The sequence below is a fragment of the Stenotrophomonas sp. P5_B8 genome, assembly GCF_054049855.1.
The window spans coordinates 1-3,270 of the sequence record NZ_JBFULO010000418.1 but is presented as its reverse complement, the minus strand read 5'-3'; the positions used below and the strand labels follow the sequence as shown (position 1 = coordinate 3,270).

The 3,270-nt window shown below is 68.6% G+C and carries 4 protein-coding genes; all 4 read left to right on the top strand.

Annotated elements, in window-relative coordinates:
* Window positions 1-997, top strand: a 997-nt coding sequence (locus tag ACXJKH_RS17390) for a peptidase dimerization domain-containing protein (RefSeq protein WP_457321195.1), incomplete at its 5' end; no start/stop codon positions are given.
* Window positions 998-1,066: 69 nt separating this feature from the next.
* Window positions 1,067-1,342 carry a GlsB/YeaQ/YmgE family stress response membrane protein gene (locus tag ACXJKH_RS17385; RefSeq protein WP_256775735.1) on the top strand — a complete coding sequence of 92 codons (276 nt, stop codon included), beginning with the start codon at window positions 1,067-1,069 and terminating at the stop codon, window positions 1,340-1,342.
* Window positions 1,343-1,400: 58 nt separating this feature from the next.
* Window positions 1,401-2,426 (top strand): aminoglycoside phosphotransferase family protein, encoded by a 1,026-nt coding sequence (locus ACXJKH_RS17380; protein WP_457321193.1) that lies wholly within the window; start codon window positions 1,401-1,403, stop codon window positions 2,424-2,426.
* Window positions 2,423-3,136: an N-acetylmuramate alpha-1-phosphate uridylyltransferase MurU gene (gene murU / locus ACXJKH_RS17375; RefSeq protein WP_457321191.1), complete on the top strand. Its 714-nt coding sequence runs from the start codon at window positions 2,423-2,425 to the stop codon at window positions 3,134-3,136. The genes ACXJKH_RS17380 and murU overlap by 4 nt, the downstream gene beginning before the upstream one ends.
* Window positions 3,137-3,270: the final 134 nt, after the last annotated feature.

Genomic DNA, 3,270 nt, shown 5'->3' with positions numbered 1-3,270 from the left:
AACGGGCAGCTACGACCTGCCGGCCTACGTTGACCACCTGGCCGACCGCATCGGCAAGCCGTCACTGGTGGTGTGTCTGGATTCGGGCTGCGCCAACTACGACCAGCTGTGGTGCACCACCTCGCTGCGTGGCCTGACCGGCGGCAATTTCTCGGTCAAGGTGCTCAACGAAGGCGTGCACTCCGGCGATGCCTCCGGCGTGATTCCGTCCAGCTTCCGTCTGCTGCGCCAGCTGCTGTCGCGGATCGAGGACGAGAACACCGGCCGCATCCTGATCGACGGCATGAACGTGGACATCCCGGCCGAGCGCCTGGAACAGGCCAAGCGCGCCGCGGACGTAGTGGACACCGCGATCTTCGAGAAATTCCCGATGGTCGACGGCCTCAAGCCGATGAACGAGGACCTCACCGAACTGGTGCTCAACCGCACCTGGCGTCCGGCGCTGTCGGTCACCGGCGTGGACGGCATGCCGCCGCTGGCCTCGGCCGGCAACGTGCTGCGCCCGCACACCGCGGTGAAGCTGTCGCTGCGCCTGCCGCCGACCGCCGATGGCAAGGCCTGCGGCGAGCTGCTCAAGGAGGCCCTGCTGCGCGATCCGCCGAACGGCGCCGAAGTGAAACTCGACCTTGAAAAGGCCTCCAGCGGCTGGAACGCACCGGCGATGGCGCCGTGGCTGACCCAGGCGATCGATGCTGCCAGCCAGACCTTCTTCGGCAAGCCGGCGATGTACATGGGCGAAGGCGGCTCGATCCCGTTCATGGGCATGCTCGGCGAGAAGTTCCCCGGCGCGCAGTTCATGATCACCGGCGTGCTCGGCCCGCATTCCAACGCCCATGGCCCGAACGAGTTCCTGCATATCCCGATGGGCAAGAAGGTCACCTCGTGCGTCTCCAAGGTGATCAGCGAGCATTACGCGGCCAGCCTGCGCGGCGAGACCAGCGGTTCGCCGGTGGCCGCCGACAGCGGCACCCGCCACGGCGGCCACGGCTGCTGCTGAGCGCACACGGCGTGACGGACGCAGCCTGGCCTTGCTAGGCTGCGTCCACCCTCCGAAGGCGCAAATGGCATGAACGGACTGTTCGGCAGCACCAGCTGGCTCTACATCATCCTGGTCGGCTTCGTGGTCGGCCTGCTCGGGCGCTTCTTCATGCCCGGCAACAACCGCATGGGCTGCCTGCTGACCATCGTGCTCGGCATCGTCGGCGCACTGCTGGCCGGCTGGTTCGGCCAGTACATGGGCTGGTATGCCGCCGGTGAGCCGGCCGGCTTCCTCGGCGCGATACTCGGTGCAGTGGCCGTGCTTGCCGTGCTGCGCCTTGTCAGCGGCAACGGCAAACGCTGAGCCCGCCCTCCCCTCTTTTCCCTGGCGCCTGCACGGTGCCGCTTCGACGTACCCGTCCATGAACGATCCCGCTTCCGATCCCCTGCGCGCCGACCTCCGCCGCCAGTGGGCCAGTACCGCGCTCAACGACCCGCACCTGGCGCTGGACCGGGCCTCGGTCGACGCCGGTTTCCGCAGTTACTGGCGCACCACCAGCACGGCCGGGAGCCACATCGTGATGGACTCCCCGCCCGGGCTGGAAGACGTGCGCCCGTGGCTGCGCATGCATGACCTGCTCGAACCCAACGGCGTGCGCGTACCGCGCGTGCTCGAGCGCGATGTCGAGCAGGGCTTCCTGCTGCTGGAAGACCTCGGGGGCCCGACGCTGGCGCGGCATATCGACGACGACAATGCCGACGCGTGGTTCGATGCCGCCTTCGCACAGCTGATCCGGCTGCAGCAGATTCCGGTGCCCGAGGGTATGGGGTCGTTCGGCGAGGCGCTGCTGCAGCGTGACGCCGGGCTGTTCGACGAATGGTTCCTGCAGCGCCATCTGGGCCTGCAGCTGGACTGCGGCGAACTGGAACAGCTGCAGTGGGTGCATCGCCGGCTGATGGACAACGCACTGAACCAGCCGCAGGTGCTCACCCACCGCGACTTCATGCCGCGCAACCTGATGCCGGTCGACGCCGGTCCGGCCGTGCTGGATTTCCAGGACCTGGTGCGTGGGCCGATCGCCTACGACCCGGTCAGCCTGTTCAAGGATGCATTCCTGAGCTGGCCGTTGGAGAAAGTGGATGCCTGGCTGGCGCGGTACCACGCCCAGGCATTGGCCGCAGGCCTCCCGGTGCGCCCGTGGCCGCAGTTCCTGCGCGATGCGGACTGGATGGGCGTGCAGCGCCACCTCAAGATCCTCGGCCTGTTCGTGCGCCTGCGCGACCGCGATGGCAAGGGCCATTACTTCGACGACGCGCCGCGTTTCATCCGTTACCTGGACGAAGTGCTGCCGCGCCATCCCGAACTGGCGGCGCTGGATGACCTGCTCCAGCAGCGCATCAAACCCGCGCTGGCGCAGCTGGCCGGCCCAATCCCGGCACGCCCATGAAGGCACTGATTTTCTCGGCCGGCAAAGGCGAGCGCATGCGCCCGCTGACCCTGCATACACCCAAGCCGCTGCTGGTGGCCGGTGGCAAGCCGCTGATCGAATGGCACCTGGAGCGTCTGGCGGCGGCGGGCGTGGAGAACGTGGTGATCAATACCTCATGGCTGGGCGATCAATTCGCGTCCGCGCTCGGTGACGGCGCGCGCTGGGGCCTGCGCCTGCACATCATCGACGAGGGCGCGGTGCCGCTGGAAACCGGCGGCGGCATCCTCAACGCGCTGCCGGTGCTCGGCGATGCGCCGTTCCTGGTGGTCAACGGCGATGTGTGGACGGACGTGGACTTCGGCACGCTGCCGCGTGATCCCACAGGGGATGCGCACCTGGTGCTGGTCGACAACCCGGCGCAGCATCCGCGCGGCGATTTCATCCTGCGCGGCGATGGCCAGGTCAGCGATGACGGCGAGGCCGCGCGGCTGACCTATGCCGGCATCGGCGTGTATCGGCCGCGGATTCTCGATGGGTGGCGCGCGGTCATCGGCGATACCCCCGGCGCGGCTGCGCAGCCGCCGCAGTTCGGGCTGGCGCCGCTGCTGCGGCATGCCATCGCGCAGGGCCGCGTGAGCGGGCAGCACCACCGCGGGCGATGGACCGATGTGGGTACGCCGGAGCGTCTGGCGCAGCTGGACGCGCAGCTGCAATACCCGCACGGGTAACACCGCGGACACCCCCTGGGCGACCCGCTGGTAGAGCCGACCGTTGGTCGGCTGCTGGGCTGGTAGAGCCGACCGTTGGTCGGCTGCTCTCCGCCCCGCTGGTAGAGCCGACCGTTGGTCGGCTGCTCTCCGCC